Origin of the sequence: Xaviernesmea oryzae (assembly GCF_900109605.1) — a bacterium.
GTDB classification, from domain to species: Bacteria; Pseudomonadota; Alphaproteobacteria; order Rhizobiales; family Rhizobiaceae; genus Xaviernesmea; species Xaviernesmea oryzae.
This window is the reverse complement of the sequence record NZ_FOAM01000002.1, coordinates 171,729-188,674: the sequence shown is the minus strand read 5'-3', so window position 1 is coordinate 188,674 and position 16,946 is coordinate 171,729. Positions and strand designations below refer to the sequence as shown.

The 16,946-nt window shown below is 62.9% G+C and carries 14 protein-coding genes, 1 pseudogene and 1 other annotated feature; of the genes and pseudogenes, 10 read left to right on the top strand and 5 right to left on the bottom strand.

What is annotated here, in order from left to right:
- Positions 1-48: 48 nt before the first annotated feature.
- A complete protein-coding gene (locus tag BMX61_RS02585; protein WP_075627719.1) occupies positions 49-486 on the bottom strand; it encodes a DUF6163 family protein in 438 nt (145 codons plus the stop codon).
- Positions 487-733: 247 nt separating this feature from the next.
- Here BMX61_RS02585 and hemB point away from each other — a divergent pair, with 247 nt between their 5' ends.
- From hemB to BMX61_RS02555, 6 genes and pseudogenes are all read left to right on the top strand, one after another.
- The gene (hemB, locus tag BMX61_RS02580; protein ID WP_075627720.1) at positions 734-1,744 is read left to right on the top strand and encodes a porphobilinogen synthase; all 1,011 of its coding nucleotides are present in this window, start codon (positions 734-736) and stop codon (positions 1,742-1,744) included.
- Positions 1,745-1,846: 102 nt separating this feature from the next.
- Positions 1,847-2,311, top strand: a complete 465-nt coding sequence (locus tag BMX61_RS02575; RefSeq protein WP_075627721.1) for an RDD family protein — start codon at positions 1,847-1,849, stop codon at positions 2,309-2,311.
- 306 nt (positions 2,312-2,617) lie between these two features.
- Positions 2,618-3,415, top strand: a complete 798-nt coding sequence (locus tag BMX61_RS02570; protein ID WP_075627722.1) for an arginyltransferase — start codon at positions 2,618-2,620, stop codon at positions 3,413-3,415.
- Positions 3,415-4,305, top strand: coding sequence for a DMT family transporter (locus BMX61_RS02565; RefSeq protein WP_075627723.1), 891 nt, complete (start codon positions 3,415-3,417; stop codon positions 4,303-4,305). The genes BMX61_RS02570 and BMX61_RS02565 overlap by 1 nt, the downstream gene beginning before the upstream one ends.
- A gap of 143 nt (positions 4,306-4,448) precedes the next feature.
- Positions 4,449-4,670, top strand: a complete 222-nt coding sequence (locus BMX61_RS02560) for an AbrB/MazE/SpoVT family DNA-binding domain-containing protein (RefSeq protein WP_075627724.1) — start codon at positions 4,449-4,451, stop codon at positions 4,668-4,670.
- A pseudogene (locus tag BMX61_RS02555) lies at positions 4,667-5,060 on the top strand (type II toxin-antitoxin system death-on-curing family toxin). The gene BMX61_RS02560 and the pseudogene BMX61_RS02555 overlap by 4 nt, the downstream one beginning before the upstream one ends.
- A gap of 77 nt (positions 5,061-5,137) precedes the next feature.
- Here the strand turns inward: BMX61_RS02555 and parC are convergent.
- Positions 5,138-7,390, bottom strand: coding sequence for a DNA topoisomerase IV subunit A (gene parC, locus BMX61_RS02550; protein ID WP_075627725.1), 2,253 nt, complete (start codon positions 7,388-7,390; stop codon positions 5,138-5,140).
- A 171-nt stretch (positions 7,391-7,561) separates the two neighbouring features.
- Between parC and BMX61_RS02545 the strand changes: the two genes are divergently transcribed.
- A complete protein-coding gene (locus BMX61_RS02545; protein WP_075627726.1) occupies positions 7,562-8,788 on the top strand; it encodes a hypothetical protein in 1,227 nt (408 codons plus the stop codon).
- Positions 8,789-8,884: 96 nt separating this feature from the next.
- On the opposite strand, the gene BMX61_RS02540 is transcribed toward BMX61_RS02545, so the two are convergent.
- The 3 genes from BMX61_RS02540 to aspS form a co-directional block, all read right to left on the bottom strand.
- Positions 8,885-10,366 (bottom strand): SulP family inorganic anion transporter, encoded by a 1,482-nt coding sequence (locus BMX61_RS02540; RefSeq protein ID WP_075627727.1) that lies wholly within the window; start codon positions 10,364-10,366, stop codon positions 8,885-8,887.
- 76 nt (positions 10,367-10,442) lie between these two features.
- Positions 10,443-10,498 (bottom strand) — a sequence feature (sul1 is cis-regulatory element that is thought to sense ions involved in sulfur or methionine metabolism; They are found in Alphaproteobacteria).
- A 64-nt stretch (positions 10,499-10,562) separates the two neighbouring features.
- Positions 10,563-11,057, bottom strand: coding sequence for an FUSC family protein (locus BMX61_RS02535; RefSeq protein ID WP_234794575.1), 495 nt, complete (start codon positions 11,055-11,057; stop codon positions 10,563-10,565).
- A gap of 3 nt (positions 11,058-11,060) precedes the next feature.
- Positions 11,061-12,848 (bottom strand): aspartate--tRNA ligase, encoded by a 1,788-nt coding sequence (gene aspS / locus BMX61_RS02530; protein ID WP_075627728.1) that lies wholly within the window; start codon positions 12,846-12,848, stop codon positions 11,061-11,063.
- Positions 12,849-13,171: 323 nt separating this feature from the next.
- On the opposite strand from aspS, the gene BMX61_RS02525 reads away from it, so the two are divergent.
- From BMX61_RS02525 to BMX61_RS02515, 3 genes are all read left to right on the top strand, one after another.
- Complete coding sequence (locus tag BMX61_RS02525) at positions 13,172-14,053, top strand: hypothetical protein (protein ID WP_234794574.1); 882 nt, start codon at positions 13,172-13,174, stop codon at positions 14,051-14,053.
- Positions 14,054-14,181: 128 nt separating this feature from the next.
- Positions 14,182-15,447, top strand: a complete 1,266-nt coding sequence (locus tag BMX61_RS02520; protein ID WP_075627729.1) for an MFS transporter — start codon at positions 14,182-14,184, stop codon at positions 15,445-15,447.
- Between the two features lie 57 nt (positions 15,448-15,504).
- Entirely contained in the window at positions 15,505-16,911 is a 1,407-nt protein-coding gene (locus tag BMX61_RS02515) for a multicopper oxidase family protein (RefSeq protein WP_075627886.1), read from the top strand.
- The last annotated feature ends 35 nt before the right edge of the window (positions 16,912-16,946 follow it).

Genomic DNA, 16,946 nt, shown 5'->3' with positions numbered 1-16,946 from the left:
TACTTAAAACGCAGCGTTAACAAGCCCTTATGGTTTGGCTTGCGCGGCTCAGGGTAAATCGTTTCTTGCAGCATGCGCCTGACGATAGCGCCGATGTGCGATAACGACACGAAAGAAGACGAAGGTGAGCGCCACCACGCCGTGGAGCAGGAGGATAATCGGCTTCTCGCCGAAGATATGCGTATAGAAGCCATACATGACGATTTCGGTCGTTGCCGCCACCGCCCAGATCACCGGCCCCCAGGATACCAGCAGCCAGAGACCGAGTGCGGCGACGGGATAGGCGACAGCCAGAGTCGTGGCCACCACGCGCCAGGGCACGGGCAGAAGATCGAAGCGGGCGATGCCCCCATAGGAATAGCCTGTGAGCAGCGCCCAATAGTTCAGCCCGAACCAGAAGCAGCCGAGCGCGACCAGGCGCAGGAAGATGGTGAAAAGCGTCTCGGCGAGCGAGACCTTGGGAAGCTGAACGGAGTCGAGGGACATGGCGGCGCACCATAAGCGGCGAGCGCGCGACACGCCAGCGTCAATCGCACCGAGCACGAGGCATCGCACGAATCGTGTTCTCGGCAACGCGAAGGGCCGATGGCCGGCATCGCGTGCAGCGCTTCAGGCTGCCCGGCTGACGGACCTGCGACCCCTCGCCGCGTTTCTCATGCGGTTTTTGCGGTCGCATGTCTTAAGTGATACGAGACGCAGCCATGCCCCTTCTTCCACCGACCGGACGGACGCCATGACCGACAAGACCCATCTCGTGGACCATATTACCGGCCATCGCCGCATGCGACGCAACCGCAAGGCCGATTGGACCCGCCGTCTGGTGCAGGAAAGCCGGTTGACGGTCGATGATTTCATCTGGCCGATCTTCCTGTCGCCGGGCCAGGGCGTGGTGGACCCGATCCCGGCCATGCCGGGCGTCAGCCGGATGAGCATCGACAGGGCCGTGGACGCTGTGAAGGAAGCGGCCGATCTCGGCATTCCGGCGATTGCGCCCTTCCCCGATATCGAGATGGACCTGCGCGATCCTACGGGCTCACATATTCTGGCCGACAATCTGATCAACCAGTTCACCCGTGCGGTAAAGGCGGCAGTGCCCAATATCGGCATCATCACCGATGTCGCCCTCGATCCCTTCACCAGCCACGGCCATGACGGCATTCTGCGCGAGGGCATTATCGTCAATGACGAGACCGTCGAACAGGTCGTCAAGGCGGCCGTCATGCAGGCCGATTCGGGCGCCGATATCATCGCGCCTTCGGAGATGATGGATGGCCGCATCGGCGCGATCCGCCGGGGCTTGGACGCCGCCGGGCACCAGGATGTCGGCATCATGTCCTATGCCACCAAATTCTCCTCCGGATTTTACGGCCCCTATCGCGAGGCGATCAACACCGGTGGCCTGCTGAAGGGCGACAAGAACAGCTATTATATCAGCCCGGCCAATGGCATGGAGGCGGTGCGCGACGCGGCCCTCGATGTCGAGGAAGGCGCTGACATGCTGATGGTCAAGCCCGGTCTGCCCTATCTCGATATCTGCTGGCGGCTGAAGGAGAGCTTCTCCCTGCCCACCTTTGCCTATCAGGTCTCCGGCGAATACACGCAGATCAAGGCGGCGGCCATGAACGGCTGGATCGATGGCGAGCGGGTGATGATGGAGACGCTGCTCTGCTTCAAGCGCGCCGGCTGCGACGGCATTCTGACCTATTTCGCGGTGGAAGCCGCCCGCAAGCTGGCAAAAGCCTGAGCCGGCATCCCGCGCCGTGCTATCGGACGCAGATGTGTTCCCATTGAAGCCGAAGCCTAACGCCTCCATATGAGCGGTATCGAACCAAGGAGCTTGACCCTCATGAGCATGCGCACTGACGACATCCGCCTGCCGAGCAATGACTGGCGCGCCTATCGCGGCGTGCTCAGCCGGCGCGTCATGGCGTTTCTCGTGGATTATCTGTTCGTGGCGGTTCTCTGGATCCCCGCGAGCTTCGCCCTGGCCTTTATCGGCATTCTGACGCTTGGCCTCGCCTTCGTGCTCTATCCGGCGCTCTTCGCCATCGTCGCCATGCTCTATTTCGGCTTTACCGTCGGCGGGCCTGCACAGGCATCGCCTGGCATGCGGATGATGGGGCTGATGGTGGCGCGCACCGATGGGCGGCCGATGGATTTTCTGACTGCGATCGTCCATCTGGTGATCTTCTGGCTGGCGAATGCCCTGCTGACGCCGTTCATCGTGCTCATCGGCCTCTTCACGGATCGGGGTCGCCTGCTGCATGACTTCCTCATCGGCACGGTGACGGTCAGGCGAGACAGCTATTGAGGCGTCTGCAAGACCCAGGCGCGACAGGTTGGCCCGCACGAAAGCGCGGGCCTTTTGCCATGGCGACAGGCCTCATGGATCGCTCGGCGGCAGAAGATTTTGCAAAAGTCTGCGTGCAGCCAGATCTTGCCCCGAAAAGGACCTGAGGCTGCGCGACGGGCCGCTTGCGCCGGATCGCAAGCTTTGCCATCATCATCAGATGCGCTTGTCGCCAGATGATCCGCCTCCGTCATTTGAACGTCCCGCATTCCAGTTTTCGCACTTGGATTTTTAATCCGGGATTTTGATCCGGCTGACCGCTCCGATATGAACACCCAAACCACATCGTCCCCACAATTCTATCTCACGGCACCGGCAGCCTGCCCCTATCTGCCGCATGAGATGGAGCGGAAGGTGTTTACGCATATGGTGGGGGAGCGGGCGCCGGAGCTGAACGACCTCCTGACCCAGGGCGGATTTCGCCGGTCGCAGAATATCGCCTATCGTCCGGCTTGCGAAAGCTGCCGGGCCTGCGTTTCGGTCAGGATCCTAGCTGGGGAGTTCAAACCCTCCCGCTCGATGCGGCGGATCCTGCAGGCCAATGCCGATATCGTCTCCGCCGAATATCCGGCCGAACCGTCGAACGAGCAATATAGCCTGTTCCGTCGCTATCTTGATCACCGCCACCAACGTGGCGGCATGTCGGACATGTCGGTTCTCGATTATGCGATGATGGTGGAAGACACGCATGTCCACACCAAGATCATCGAATATCGCCTGAGGGTCGAAGGCAGCGGCATTTCCAGCGATGTGCGCGGCCCGCTGGTCGCAGCCGCCCTGACGGACAGGATGGGCGATGGCCTGTCCATGGTCTACTCCTTCTACGATCCGGAACTCGGCGACAGATCGCTCGGCAGCTATATGATCCTCGACCATATCAGGCGGGCGCAGGAACGTGGCCTGCCCCATGTCTATCTCGGCTATTGGGTCAAAGGCTCGCGCAAGATGGACTACAAGATCAAGTTCCTGCCGCAAGAGCACCTGATGGCCCGGGGCTGGGAACGGTACGACGGCGCGCCCTACACGCCACCGGGCCCCGGCGGCCGCCCATCGCTTCGTCGCTGATGACAGCCTTACCAAGCTCGACGGGCGATCGCCGCCGGGGGCTTCTGATCACCGGCCTGGGCGGGCTCGCTTTGTCCTTCGACGTTCCTTTGATGCGTCTGGCCGGCGGTGAGTTCTGGTCGGTTCTGGCGGCGCGCAGCCTGTCGACCTTGGCTGCGGCTCTGGTGATCTGGTTTCTCCTCAACCATGTCCTGCGGCGGCCGCAGCCGCTTCTGCCGGGCCGCGCTGGCTGCCTGGTCGCGCTTCTCTATGGGCTCGGCTCGCTGACATTCGTGGCGGCGCTGTTTCATACGGCGTCCGCCAATGTCGTCTTCCTGCTTGCCTTCACCTCCATGTTCGCCGCGCTGCTTGCCTGGATTTTCCTCAGAGAACGGCCCGCCAAGGCCACGCTTGTAACCATGGCCGTCATGCTGGTCGGCGTCGGCCTGATCGTCGGCGGCGGGCTTCAAGGCGGGCATCTGTTCGGCGATCTCTCAGCCGTGCTCTCCGCCTTCTGCATCGCCGGGGCCATTACCGTTGGACGCGCCAGTGCGCGAGCCATGGGCCTGGTGCCGCTGGTGTCGGCCGCCCTCCCGGCCGGCGTGGCGCTGGTCATGATGCCACATGGCTTCGTCGTCGATCAGCCGTCATGGGTGCTGCTCGACGGGCTCATGGTCATACCCCTCGCCTTCTTCTGCCTCGCCACCGGCCCACGCTATCTCTCGGCGCCTGAGGTCGGCATGTTCTATCTTCTGGAAACTGTTCTCGCGCCAATCTGGATCTGGCTGGTTTTCGGTGAAGCGCCGACAAGCCGCACGCTGACAGGCGGAGCCATCCTCATCCTGGCCCTGATCGCCCATGCCCTCTGGCAAATGCGCCGGACCAGTGGGATCAGAACGCAGCGTTCCTGACCTTATCGTGGCGGACAGACTGTGGTTTAATGGGCGAAGGCGCTAAAAGAGTAGCAATGGCAAGGTCTGGCGTCATAAATACCCATTCCTCGGATTTACCGACATGACGCTAAAGGGCGCCAACGCAGGTAGGAGCCAAACATATGCAGGTGGCCATTCAGAAATTCGATGACGTGGAAGGAATCGTCATTCCCAAAGAAGTTCTTGAGACACTTGGCCTAAGGGAAGGTGATCTCTTGGAAGTTTCCGCTGTCAGAGGCATCATGACCATGACGCCGACAGATCAGACGCGGTCACGTCAACGGGCCGCTGCCCAGCAATTCATGGACAAATACAAGGTTGCCCTGAAAAAGCTCGCGGAATGACCCAGCCGATCTTTCTTGACAGATCCATCGTTGAAGAACTGCACGATATGCAGCTTGAACAATTCGGGGGTTATGCCGGGATTGCGGGATGGGGGCGCCCTTGAGTCAGCGCTGGGACGGCCCGCCAACAAGTTTCACTATGGCTGTGACGACATCATCGAACTTGCGGCAGCCTATATGTTTGGCCTATGCCGCAATCATGCCTTCGTCGATGGAAATAAGCGAATCGCTATCGTCGCAACCGCTGTTTTCCTCATGGAAAATGGCTACGAAGTCGAAACGGACGATATGACGCTTTATGACTTCGTCATTTCGGTCGCGTCAGGCGATCAAGAAGAGAGCGAGATTACGCACTTCCTGAGATCCGTGGTGGTGAAGCGAGCGCTCTGATCACGGATCTCCCGCTAACTTTCTGGGTTAATCGCTTAAGTGCTGGGTTGCCCTGCGGCTCGATCCAAACCCATCCCTCACCCCGTAAACTTACCACTCCGTGGAAAGCCCTTCGGGACAAGCCGGCCGGCTTCGGCGCGGTCGCCCAACCATTCGACCAGTTCTTCGCGAGACTTGGCGAAGCTGCGGCCGGCACTGTCGGCCCAGGTCAAGCCCTCGTCGATGGCGAAGCAGCGGATATCGGACACTCCACCATCCTTATAGCGCTGGAGCCGGACGCCCTTCCCGCGCCCCATTTCCGGCACCTGCGCCAGCGGGAACACCACCATCTTGCGGTTTTCCCCGACGACGGCCACATGATCGCCCTTGACCGGCACGAGAAGCTTCACTTCCTCGGGCAGGGTCACATTCATCACCTGACGGCCCTTGCGGGTGTTGGCGACCAGCTCCGTCTCCGAAACGATGAAGCCATAGCCGCCGGTGGAGGCAATCAGGCGCTTGCGCGTCGGATCATGGACAAAGGCGGCGAGCACGTCCTGGTCCGTGTCCATGTCCACGATGATGCGCAGCGGCTCGCCATGACCGCGCCCGCCCGGCAGCTTGTCCGCGCCGAGCGTGAAGGCCTTGCCGCCTGTCGTCATGATCAACAGCCGGTCCGTTGTCATGGCCGGGAAGGCGAGTTTCGGCCCGTCGCCCTCCTTGAACTGCAGCGTCGAGGTATCGGCGATGTGGCCCTTCAGCGCGCGGATCCAGCCCTTCTGCGAGATGACGACCGTAATCGGTTCCTTCTCGATCATCGCCTGCTGGATGGCTTCGACATCGGCCTGCGGCGCATCGGCGAAATCGGTGCGGCGGCGGCCGAGATCGGTGGCCTTGGAGAAGCGCTTGCGCACATCGGCGATCTCGTCGGAGACCGTCTTCCACTGTTTCTCCGGGCTGTCGAGCAGCGCCTCGATGCCGGCCTTCTCCTTTGACAGGTTGTCGAATTCGGTTCGGATTTCGAATTCCTCGAGCTTGCGCAGTGAGCGCAGGCGCATGTTGAGGATCGATTCGGCCTGAAGATCGGTGAGCGAGAAGGCGGCCATCAGCGCCGGTTTGGCCTCGTCTTCCTCGCGGATGATGCGGATCACCTCGTCGAGGTTAAGATAGGCGATCAGATAGCCGCCAAGAATCTCCAGCCGCTTTTCGATCGCCGCCAGGCGGAAGCGGGAACGGCGCTGCAAGACCTCGCGCCGGTGCTGCAGCCATTCCAGCAGCACGTCGCGGATCGACATGACCTTGGGGATGCGCCCCATGGAAAGCACGTTCATGTTGAGCGGAAAGCGGCTTTCCAGCTCCGTCAGGCGGAAGAGCGATTCCATCATGATCGTCGGATCGACGCTGCGGCTCTTCGGCACGAGCACCACACGCACATCCTCGGCGGATTCATCGCGAATGTCTTCCAGCAGCGGCAGCTTGCGCGCGATCAGCAGCTCGGCGACCTTCTCGATCAGCCGCGATTTCTGCACCTGATAGGGAATTTCGGTCACGACGATCTGCCAGGCGCCGCGGCCGAGATCCTCGACCGACCAGCGCGCGCGCACGCGAAAACCGCCCCGCCCGGTGGCATAGGCTTCGATGATCGAGGCGCGTCCGTCGATGATGACGCCGCCGGTCGGAAAATCAGGCCCCGGCACCTTGTCGACGATTTCCTCAATGCTCGCATCCGGCTTCTTGATCAGAAGCGTGGCGGCATCGCAGAGCTCATGCACATTATGCGGCGGGATGGAGGTCGCCATGCCCACGGCAATGCCGGAGGAGCCGTTCGCGAGGAGATTGGGAAAAGCCCCTGGCAGGACCACCGGCTCGCTGTTCGACTCGTCATAGGTTTCGCGGAAATCGACCGCATCCTCGTCGATGCCGCCGAGCAGCAGCTCGGCCACCGGCGTCATCTTCGACTCGGTGTAGCGCATGGCCGCCGGGCTATCGCCGTCGATATTGCCGAAATTGCCCTGCCCGTCGACCAGCGGATAGCGCACGGAAAAATCCTGCGCGAGACGCACCAGCGCGTCATAGATCGACTGGTCGCCATGCGGGTGGAAATTACCCATGACCTCGCCGACGATCTTGGCGCATTTGCGGAAAGCGGTGTTGGAGCGCAGCCCCATCTCGCTCATGGCATAGACAATGCGCCGATGGACCGGCTTCAGCCCGTCGCGCACGTCCGGCAGCGCACGGTGCATGATGGTCGACAGCGCATAGGCAAGGTAGCGCTCTTCCAGCGCCGCCTTGAGGTCGACTGGCTGGATATGATCGTCGTCTGGCCCTGAGGGCGGAAGGCTCTGTCCCATGGGCGTCTGCTACCTCAACAAAAGGTGAACATCAAGCGGATCGTGCGGCGCTTGGCGAAGCAGGTAAGCGCCCTGTTTCATCGCGCGGCGTGCCGCCTTATATTGGGGGCTTCGGCGTGACGATTGCATGGCGCGCCGCAAATGAAAACAGCGCACCGAGGAAACCTGTTCATGATCCTGAGCCGTCCCACCCGCTTGACGCCCGCCCGGCCCCGTGCCGCTGCAGGGGTTCTCCTGGCGGGCGTCGCCCTCATCGCCCTGTCGGGCCCTGCCTTCGCGCTCGACGGAACGGACATGGTCCGCAAGCTCAACGCCGCCTATTCCCCCTCGGGCGGCTCGATCGGCTATCAATCCATTGCTGTGGATGGCGACACCGTGACCCTCAAGGGCGCCAGCCTCAATCCGCTCAACGAGCCGCCGGTCGCGCTTGGCGACATCGCCTTCGAAGGCGTGAAGGAAAAGGACGGCGGCGCCTATTATGTCGAGACCGTCTCCTTCCAGGATGTCGATATGGCCAAGGACGAGACGCGAATCACCGCGCGCAATCTCGCGATCGGCGGCCTTCAGATCCCGGCGATAGCAACCGGCAATTCGCTCGACAACATTCTGTTCTACCAGACGGCGGCAAGCGGCCCGATCGAGATCACGGTCAAGGGACGGCAGGTCTTTTCAGCCAACGCCATGGAAAGCAACGTCTCTCGCAAGGATGGCGACAAGGGCCTGGAGTTCGATGCCAGCGTCACCGGCATCAAGGCGGATCTGGCAACGGTGGAAGATCCGCAGTCGCGTGCCACCATCAGCCAGTTGGGCTTGAGCCAGCTGAATGGAGAAATGTCGATGGAGGGCGAATGGGAAGTCGCGACCGGCGCCTTTTCGCTGGATGATGCGGAAATCGACTTCGACAAGGTTGGCAAACTGTCGCTGACGCTCGGCCTTTCGGGCTACACGCCGACGTTCATGAACGCGATGCAGCAGGCGATCAAGGCTGCGGAGGAAAACCCCAACAAGGAACAGGCCAACCAGGCGCTCGGTCTTTCCATGCTCGGCCTGGCGCAGCAACTCACCTTCACGACAGCCGAAATCCGTTTCGATGACGATTCGCTGACCAAGCGCTTGCTCGACTATTTCGGCGCCCAGCAGAAGGTCAGCGGCAAGCAGCTTGCCGAATCGCTGAAAGGTCTGGCGCCGCTGATGGTGGCGCAGCTCAACATTCCCGAGCTGCAGAACCAGATCTCCAATGCGGTGAACACCTATCTCTCCGACCCCAAGAGCTTCACCATCAGCGCCAATCCGGACAAGCCCGTGCCCTTCCCGATGATTGCGGGTGCGGCCATGGGCGCGCCAAATTCGATCCCGACGATGCTGGGCGTGACGGTCGAGGCCAATACCGGCGACTGAAGCTTGTCCGTCATGCCGGAAAGCACGACCTGAAAAAAAAGGACGCCGGCCCCTGATAGGCCGGCGTCTTTGTTTGCGGACCCTTTGAAAGGAGATTTAGTGTCCGGCAGGCAGCGCCGCGCCGTCCTTGTCGTGCACGGCGAAGCGGTCGAGCATGTGGGCGCTTGCCGCATTCAGGCCCGTGACCTCGACAGCCACGCCATGGCGGCGATATTTCAGCACAACCTTGTCTAGCGCGCCAACGGCGCTGATGTCCCAGAAATGGGCGTCGGCGACATCGATCCGGATGGCCTCGACCGGTTCGGAAAAATCGAAAGCCGCGATGAAGGCTTCCGTCGAGGCGAAGAACAGCTGGCCATCGACGCGGTAGATACGCCTGCCGTCGGCGTCGATTTCGCTGCGCACATGGAAGAGCCGCGCCACCTTGCCCGCAAAGAAGACGCCGGAGAGCAGCACGCCGACAAGCACTCCCTTGGCCAGATCATGCGTGCCGACAGTCGTTATCACCGTCGCCAGCATGACGATCGAAGAGGATGGCGGATTGCGGCGGAGATCGAGAATCGAGCGCCAGGAGAAAGTGCCGATCGAGACCATGATCATGATCGCCGTCAGCGCTGCCATCGGAATGATCCGCACGAGATCATCGAGCACGACGATCAGCACCAGCAGGAAGGCGCCGGCGACGAAGGTCGACAGGCGCCCGCGCCCGCCGGAGGTGACGTTGATGACCGACTGGCCGATCATGGCGCAGCCGCCCATGCCGCCGATCAGGCTGGAGGCAATGTTGCTCACCCCCTGGCCGATGCATTCCTGGCTCTTGGAGCTGCCAGTATCGGTCATGTCATCGACGATCTGCGCCGTCATCAGCGATTCGAGGAGACCGACAGCCGCCAGCCCGAAGGAATAGGGCAGGATGATCCGAAGCGTCTCGAGCGTGAGCGGCACGGCAGGCAGGGCGAAGATCGGCAGCGTCGACGGCAGCTCGCCAAGATCGCCGACCGTGCGTAGCTCCATGCCGGTAAAATAGGCGATGACGGTCAGCACGACGATCGCCACCAGCGGCGACGGGATGGCCTTGGTGACATAGGGGAAAAGATAGATGATCGCGAGCGCGCCGGCGATCATCACATAGGTGAGCTGCGGCACGCCGATCAACTCCGGCAGCTGCGCCATGAAGATCAGGATCGCCAGTGCATTGACGAAGCCTGTGATCACAGAGCGCGAGACGAAGCGCATCACACGCCCGAGCTTCAAGAAGCCGGCGGCGATCTGGATCACGCCCATCAGGAGCGTGGCGGCAAAGAGATAGTTCAGCCCGTGCTCCTTGACGAGCGTGACCATGAGAACGGCGGTGGCCGCGGTGGCAGCCGAGATCATGCCCGGGCGCCCACCGGCGAAGGCGGAAACGCAGGCAATGGCGAAGGAAGCGAAGAGGCCGACCTTGGGATCGACCCCGGCAATCACCGAAAAGCCGATGGCTTCGGGGATCAGCGCCAGGGCGACGACGATGCCCGAGAGCACATCGCCGCGGACATTGCAGAACCATTCGCGTCTGTAGGACGAGAGTCTTGACGTCATGAGGGAGAGTTTTCGCAAAGGTCATGCATCGGGTGCGGCATGGCGCCGGCAGCCGTCAAAGACGAGGATGCATGTGCGTTATCTGGCGGATCGGCGGCCAGAAGAGCCACCCGGAATCGCACCGGGTCCGTGGTGAATAGCCGCTTATAAGATCAAAACAACTGAGGTGCAACCGACGGACGACGCGACACATCGCTCAGGCCGCATCGTCCCTGCTGCGCGTGAGATAAAGCGCAGCGCCGAAGGGCAGGCTGACGGCGAGCCCAACGGCGACATCGAGCAGACGGTTCAGCCCGGCGGTCTCCGGCCCCATCAGCTGGATCAGCGTGGCGGAAACCCCGGCCTGAATGGCGAAAACCGGCGGCAGGCCGAAGGAGGCGCCGATCGCGAGCGACAGGAAGACGGCGAGACCGACGCGAAATTCCCAGATCGGCCCGGGGACAAAGAGGACCGCCTCTCCGATGAGGATGCCGAGCGTGACGCCAAGCAGCACATTGACGCTTTGGCGCACATGGCTGGGAATACCAGGCGCCAGGCAGACGATGGCGCCGACGGCGGTGAAGACCGGCTGGGGATGACCGAGCAGCCAGCGCGAGGCGGCATAGGCAATGGTGGCAGCCAGTGCCGCGGCGATCGCGCGTGGCAGGGCGTCCTTCAGACGCCCCCACCAGGCTGCGAACGCCGCCAGCACGGATCAGTCCTTCTTCAGCGGCACGACGCGCAGAGCCAGTTCGCGCAGCTGCGTCGGCGTCGCCTCGCTCGGCGCGTTCATCAGCAGGTCCTGCGCCTGCTGGTTCATCGGGAAGAGCGAGATTTCGCGCAGGTTCTTCGCACCCACCAAGAGCATCACCACCCGGTCGATGCCGAAGGCGCAGCCGCCATGCGGAGGCGCACCATACTGGAAGGCGCGATACATGCCGCCGAAGCGATCCTCGACATCCTGCTTGGACAGGCCGACCAATTCGAAGGCCTTGACCATCAGCTCCGGCGACTGGTTACGGATCGAGCCCGAGGCGATCTCGAAGCCGTTGCAGACGGCGTCGTACTGATAGGCCTTGATGGTGAGCGGATCCTGGCTTTCCAGCGCCTCCAGCCCGCCCTGCGGCATGGAGAAGGGGTTGTGCGCGAAGTCCAGCTTCTTTTCTTCCTCGCTCCATTCGTAGAAGGGGAAGTCGACGATCCAGCACAGCTCGAACCGGTCGCGGTCGACAAGGTTCAATTCTTCGCCAGCCCTGGTGCGGGCCTCGCCGGCGAATTTGTAGAATTTGGCCGGATCGCCGGCAACGAAGAAGCAGGCATCGCCGTCATCCAGACCCAACTGCGTGCGGATCGCGTCGGTGCGCTCGGGCCCAATGTTCTTGGCAAGCGGACCGGCGCCTTCCAGCGTCTCACCTTCCTTGCGCCAGAAGATATAGCCGAGGCCCGGCTGGCCGGTGGACTGCGCCCATGCGTTCATCCGGTCGCAGAAGGCTCTGCTGCCACCCGTCTTGGCCGGGATCGCCCAAACCTCGACCTTCGGGTTCGACGCGATCATGTTGGCGAAGACCTTGAAGCCGGAGCCGGCGAAATGCTCGGTGACGGCCTGCATCTCGATCGGGTTGCGCAGGTCCGGCTTATCGGAGCCGTATTTGCGGATTGCCACGTCATAGGGGATGCGCGGCCAGTCCTTGGTCACCGGCTTGCCTTCGGCAAAGCCCTCGAAGACCGAGGTGATGACCGGGGCCATCGTGTTCCAGACATCTTCCTGGGTGACGAAGCTCATCTCGACGTCGAGCTGATAGAATTCGCCCGGCAGGCGGTCGGCGCGCGGGTCTTCGTCGCGGAAGCAGGGCGCGATCTGGAAATAGCGGTCGAAGCCGGCCACCATCAGAAGCTGCTTGTACTGCTGCGGCGCCTGCGGCAGGGCGAAGAACTGGCCGGGATGAATACGGCTCGGCACCAGGAAGTCGCGCGCGCCTTCTGGCGAGGAGGCGGTGAGGATCGGCGTCGTATATTCGGCAAACCCGGCCGCGTTCATGCGGTTGCGCATGTCGGCGATGATCTGCGTGCGCTTGACGATGTTCTTGTGCAGCGTCTCGCGGCGCAGATCGAGGAAGCGATATTTCAGCCGGACATCTTCCGGGTAGTCCGGCTCGCCGAACACCGGCAGCGGCAGCTCCTTGGCGGCGGAGAGCACTTCGATCTCCTGGGCATAGAGTTCGATCTCGCCCGTCGGCATGGCCTTGTTGACGGTCTCAGTGGTGCGGGCCTTTACCCGGCCGTCGATGCGGATCACCCACTCGCCCCGCACCTGCTCGGCCGTCTTGAACGCCGGCGAATCGGGATCGACCACCACCTGCGTCAGGCCGTAGTGATCGCGAAGATCGATGAAGAGCACGCCGCCATGGTCGCGCACACGATGAACCCAGCCGGAAAGGCGGACATTGGCGTCGACATCTGAAGGTCTCAGAGCGGCGCAAGTGTGGCTGCGGTAAGGATGCATCGGTCTGTCCTGGGGTCTCTTGTCACGGAAAAGCTTCGCCGCCCCGAGAGCACGCCCTTTAACAGGTCAGTGCGGGGAGCGGCTGCATAAATCGGGCGGACAAGCGCATGGACGCCGATCTTTGTCAAGACAGCCACGCTTTTGGGCCCTCTCCCGCGCCCCTCGCCCGCGACCATGGCCAGGGGCACGCGCGCGGCATGGTTTTGCGTCACACGCGTTCGCACGAGCACAAAAATCGTTGCCATTCGCGCTGCGCCCGCACAGTCTTGGGCTCGCCATCCGCCAGATGCAAACACTGTCCGCATGTGTGAAAGGGACCTTCCATGCCTTCGACCAACCGCCCGCTCCTGCCCCAGGCCGCCTCGCGGCCCTTTGCGCGCCGCCTGCACCGGGTGCTCGTGCCGCTTGCCGCCGCGCTGATCGCCTTCACCACGCCGGCGCTCGCTGAAAACCGCGTGCTACTGTCCTATGAGGCGACGCCGTCGCATGGCTTCGACCTGCCGAAGATTGCAAGCGCCAGCTATCAGGACCGTGCGGCCTTCGCCCAGGAGATCCTGGAGGCCATCGTGCCCAAGATCAGCGAAGCCGTCGGCGTGGCACCCTCGGCGCTGGAGACCGAAGTGACGCCGGGCGGCTACATGCTGAAGACGAACGCATCGCTGCAAAGCGAGAGCGAGATTGACGACGCTTCCGCCGACCGGCTGGCCGCCGCCCTCGGCTATGTCTTCCGCCAGGACAGCGTGCTCGTCTCCCGCTTCGACGATCCCAAGGGCAAGACCTTCTATGTCACGGTCTCCTTCCCCAAGGACACGCTGGATGCGAAGACCGCGCAAAGCTTCTTCGAAAAGGCCGATGCTACGAAGAAGGGTCTCGGCGGCGGCTACACCGCTTTTGCCGACGACCAGATCTTCCTCAATGTTACGGACGAGGCCGGCAAGCCCTATAGCGGCTTGGACGATAAGGCCTTTCTCGAAGGCCTGACACAGACGGCGGCCACCTTTGCGCCGAACAAGCCGGAAATTTCCCAGTCCGGCCAAGTCAATGCGCGCTTCGTCGGCAATGACTGGGAAAAATCCGCCAAGGGTGAGGATTACGTCAAGGCGCTCGGCGGCGCAGACGCGCCTGTCGTCAAGGCGCTCGACGCCATCGAGGGCGACTATGCCCGGCATGTCGAAGAGGCGGCAAAGCGTTACGGCTGGAAATAGGTCGGATTTGCAGCGCAGGCGGGCGCAAACCCGCCTGTCGCGCGCCCATGGGCGGGTTTAAAGATGGTGGGAGCAGCGGGAGCGATTCCCGCTGACACCCTATTCCCTTCATCGGCAATCGAAGTGCCATGTCCGACATCCGTCCGCTCGTTCCGCTGCTCGTCACTGCCGGCATCCTGATCGGCGGCAATGGCCTGCTTGCCACCTTCATCTCGCTGCGTGGCATTCGGGAAGGTTTTTCCCCGAGCGTCATCGGCCTGATCGGCGCCGGCTACAACATCGGCTTCGCCATCGGCTGCATCTATGTCACCCGGATGCTCAGGGCCATCGGCCATATCCGCACCTTTTCCGCCATGGCGGCGATTGCGGCCGCCGCTTCGCTGTCCATGGCGCTGGTGGTCGATCCCATCGTCTGGTTCGTCATGCGTCTTCTGGCAGGGATCTGCCTCGCCAGCCTCTTTGCCACCGTGGAAAGCTGGCTGAATGCGCGCGTCACCAATGCCAACCGGGCGCGCACCCTGTCCATCTATCGCCTGGTCGATCTCGGCTCGGTCACCGCCGCGCAATATCTGATCCCGGCCATCGGCGTCGAAGGCTTCGGTCTCTTCGCCGTCATCTCCATGGCGCTTAGCCTTTCGCTGGTGCCGATCTCGCTCGCCGACCGGTCGAGCCCTGCCCCGCCAGAGGCCTGTCGCTTCGATCCGCGTGCGCTGTGGTCGGTCTCGCCGCTGGCCACCGTCGGCGCCATCGTCGTGGGTCTGACGACCGCGCCGTTCCGATCCCTCGGTCCGCTCTATGCCGCCGATATGGGCCTGTCGGTCACGGCGATCGCCACCTTTATGAGCGCCGGCATCATTGGCGGCGTGGTGCTGCAATATCCGCTCGGCCTATATTCGGACCCGCTGGACCGCAGGAAGATCATTCTGGCGGCAACCATCGGCTCGCTCGTGTCCGTGCTGTTCATCGCGCTTCTGGCCGGGCGGAACGAGGCAGCCAATATCGCCGGCATCTTCCTGTTCGGCGCCTTCGCCATGCCGCTCTATTCGCTCTGCTCCGCTCATGCCAACGATCATGCAGCCCCAGGGCAGCATGCGCTAGTCTCCGCCGGGATCCTGTTCTTCTGGGCGCTGGGCGCCATTGTCGGTCCACTCGGCGCCTCCCTGCTGATCGATCATTTCGGCAGCCGGGCGCTCTTCCTTTACATGGCCGTCATTCTCGCGCTGTTTCTCGCCTATACGCTCCGGCGCATGGGGCAGCGCGAGGGCGTGCCGACAAACAAGAGACGCTTTCGTTTCCGGGCCCTCCTGCGCATGTCCGCCTACTTCAATCGCCTGCCCGCCCGGCCGGAGGGCGAGCCGCCACCGCCCAGGCAGAACCAGCCGAAAATCGATTGATGAACATCCAGCTCAAGTTTAAGAGAGCGGCAGTTTTCGATGCAGAAGGCGTTTGTCATGATGTCGCTTTCCCGCCGCAATCTTCTCAAGGCCTCGGCCTCGCTTGCCGGCTGCGCTGCGCTCGGCGCCGGCCTTGCGCGCCATGCCGGCGCTGCGCCACCGCCAACGCCGCTTGCGCTCGTCGCCCAGCCGGCGCGCATGACCATCGGTAGCGCCACCGCGCAAAGCGAGGTGATGACCTATGGGCTGGGTGAAACCGCCCCGTCCGGCATGCCCCCGGTTTTGCGCATGCGCAAGGGCGAGCCCTTCGCCGCGCGCTTTACCAACCGCCTTGCCGAACCCAGCACGGTGCACTGGCACGGGCTGCGGATCGACAATGCGATGGACGGGGTACCGGAACTGACCCAGCCCTATGTCTATCCGGGCGATGGCTTTGACTACCGCTTCACCCCGCCCGATGCCGGCACCTTCTGGTATCATCCGCATTGCAACACGCTGGAGCAGATGGGCCGCGGCCTGACCGGCGTGATCGTGGTGGAAGATCCAGCCGATCCGGTCTTTGACGCGGAAGTGGTGCTGAACCTGCGTGACTGGCGCCTGCGCCCGGATGGCAGCTTTCTCGAAGCCTTCAAGCCGCGCGATGCCGCACGCTCCGGAACCTTCGGGACGCTGCGCACCGCCAACTGGCGCGATGCGCCCATGATCGACGCGCCGGCCGGCGGGCTCGTGCGCCTGCGCCTGGCGGCCACCGACGTCACGCGCATCTACACGCTCGGCCTGGCGGGGGCGGATGCGGTGGTGCTCTCGCTTGACGGCCACGCCACGCCGAGGCCCCTGCCGCTCGACCAAATCGACCTGGCGCCAGGCCAGAGGGCCGATCTGGTCCTGCGCATGCCCGATGGCGAAGGCATGACGGTGACGCTCACCAATTTTCGCGGCTCCACCCCTTGGACCGTCGCCGGCCTGCGCGCCGTCGGCGCCTCCGCACATCGCGCGCTGGGTGATGTAAAGGCGCTCAGCCCCAACGCCCTTTCCCCCTTCGATGCCGGCAGCGCCACCCGCATTCCGCTCGACTTCACCGCCACGGCGGAGCATGCGCCATCGCCGAGCCTCTGCGGCTCGATCGGCTACACCTTCTGGGCGATCAACAAGGTGCCATGGCAAGGCGATACGACCGACCCGACAGCGCCCTTGGCGGAGCTGAAGCTCGGCAGAAGCTATATTCTGGAGATGGCCAACCGCACGCCGCATGCGCATCCGATCCACCTGCACGGGCTCACTTTCACGATCATTTCCTCTAACAAGCGCGACCGCCTGCCCCCGCCCACGGACACGATCCTCTTGCAGCCGGACGAGAAGGCGGAGCTGGCGCTGGTGGCCGACAATCCCGGCGACTGGATGCTCCACTGCCACATTATCGAGCACCAGAAGAGCGGCATGTCGGCTTATTTCCGGGTGACCTAGCTTTTTTCATTGAGGCGCGTGCCCTGAAAGTCTAA

Excerpts from the sequence above, each read along its gene's own strand:
- BMX61_RS02585 (WP_075627719.1), bottom strand. The coding sequence starts at position 486 with ATGTCCCTCGACTCCGTTCAGCTTCCCAAGGTCTCGCTCGCCGAGACG.
- hemB (WP_075627720.1), top strand. The coding sequence starts at position 734 with ATGACCGACAAGACCCATCTCGTGGACCATATTACCGGCCATCGCCGC.
- BMX61_RS02575 (WP_075627721.1), top strand. The coding sequence starts at position 1,847 with ATGAGCATGCGCACTGACGACATCCGCCTGCCGAGCAATGACTGGCGC.
- BMX61_RS02570 (WP_075627722.1), top strand. The coding sequence starts at position 2,618 with ATGAACACCCAAACCACATCGTCCCCACAATTCTATCTCACGGCACCG.
- BMX61_RS02565 (WP_075627723.1), top strand. The coding sequence starts at position 3,415 with ATGACAGCCTTACCAAGCTCGACGGGCGATCGCCGCCGGGGGCTTCTG.
- BMX61_RS02560 (WP_075627724.1), top strand. The coding sequence starts at position 4,449 with ATGCAGGTGGCCATTCAGAAATTCGATGACGTGGAAGGAATCGTCATT.
- parC (WP_075627725.1), bottom strand. The coding sequence starts at position 7,390 with ATGGGACAGAGCCTTCCGCCCTCAGGGCCAGACGACGATCATATCCAG.
- BMX61_RS02545 (WP_075627726.1), top strand. The coding sequence starts at position 7,562 with ATGATCCTGAGCCGTCCCACCCGCTTGACGCCCGCCCGGCCCCGTGCC.
- BMX61_RS02540 (WP_075627727.1), bottom strand. The coding sequence starts at position 10,366 with ATGACGTCAAGACTCTCGTCCTACAGACGCGAATGGTTCTGCAATGTC.
- aspS (WP_075627728.1), bottom strand. The coding sequence starts at position 12,848 with ATGCATCCTTACCGCAGCCACACTTGCGCCGCTCTGAGACCTTCAGAT.
- BMX61_RS02525 (WP_234794574.1), top strand. The coding sequence starts at position 13,172 with ATGCCTTCGACCAACCGCCCGCTCCTGCCCCAGGCCGCCTCGCGGCCC.
- BMX61_RS02520 (WP_075627729.1), top strand. The coding sequence starts at position 14,182 with ATGTCCGACATCCGTCCGCTCGTTCCGCTGCTCGTCACTGCCGGCATC.
- BMX61_RS02515 (WP_075627886.1), top strand. The coding sequence starts at position 15,505 with ATGATGTCGCTTTCCCGCCGCAATCTTCTCAAGGCCTCGGCCTCGCTT.